Source organism: Methylobacterium platani (assembly GCF_001653715.1).
Lineage (GTDB): Bacteria > Pseudomonadota > Alphaproteobacteria > Rhizobiales > Beijerinckiaceae > Methylobacterium > Methylobacterium platani.
This window is the reverse complement of record NZ_LWHQ01000112.1, coordinates 1-1,166: the sequence shown is the minus strand read 5'-3', so window position 1 is coordinate 1,166 and position 1,166 is coordinate 1. Positions and strand designations below refer to the sequence as shown.

At 55.7% G+C, this 1,166-nt stretch carries 1 protein-coding gene; it reads right to left on the bottom strand.

All coding sequences use genetic code 11. From position 1 onward, the window contains the following. A partial coding sequence (locus A5481_RS31470) for a PAS domain-containing protein (RefSeq protein WP_156655682.1) occupies positions 1–676 on the bottom strand: 676 nt, incomplete at its 3' end. Positions 677–1,166 lie beyond the last annotated feature (490 nt).

Here is a 1,166-nt window from a genome sequence, read left to right as displayed (position 1 = left end):
GGATCGGGTTGTAGGTCGCCTGAATAAAGATCTCGCGCCCACCTTTGGCGAGACGACGGTACTCCGAAGCTTGGTATTCGCCGCGCCCGAGGGCTGCCCAGAACTCACGATAGCCCACACTCTCGCGCTCGGCCGGCTCGATGAAGATACGGTGATGCTGTCCTTGGATCTCGCTCAGTTCGTAGCCAAGCGTCGAGAGAAAATTGGTATTGGCATCGAGGATGATGCCGGCCGGCGTGAAAGCGATAACTGCCTGCGAGCGGTGCAGAGCTGCGACTTGCCCGTTGGTGTCGATGCTACGGGCCTTCTGCGCGGTGATGTCGGAGGCAAAGACGACGATACGCGCGGGTTTGCCGGAGCGACCGAGCACGGGATTGTAGGAGGCCAGCACCCAGACCTCGTCACCCGCCTTGGTGATCCGCTTGAACTCGCGGGTAAGCGGCTTGCCCTCCCGCAGCGTGGTCCAGAACACAGCGCTTTCCGCGCTGTCCCGCTCCGCCGGGGGCAGCAGCAGGCTGTGCGACTTACCGACCAGTTCTGCGCGACTGTAGCCCACGAGGTTGAGGAAGTTGGCGTTGGCGTTGCGGATGGTTCCGTCAAGGTCGAGGTCAAGGCAACCGCGCGAGCGGTTGATAGCCTCGGTGAGGGCGCGCAGCCCGGACCGAAACAACGACATGAGCGCGCCCTCCGGCTACAGCGACCGGAGCGCTGCACGAGAGAAGCACATTACTCGGCAGGGATGAAGCAAGAGTTAATGAATTGCATGGCAATAAATTGTGCGCACTTGATAGCTACGATCATATTTTCTACAGTGCGAACTATTCGCATGTATGCTAGTATGAAATACAGAAATTTTATTTACCGATATAATCGGCATGCCTAACCTTGCTACACCCTTGAATAAACACACATAAAAATGACGATTTGTTTGTAAAACATGAGACTGAGCGCCCTTTTCACATTTTTAAGTTGCACAATAGCTCTCGCACCAAAAGTCAGGAATAGTATCAGATCTCCACAATAAGAACATTGCCTCACCCACTTTACCTGACCTAACCTATCTGAAGGGATTGCTCTCTATCCGATCGGGTGCAAAAGCTTCATCACCTCGCCTTTCCGATCACCCTTCCGGCGAGGTCGGCGGACCGGGTCTCTTCGGAGGGAAC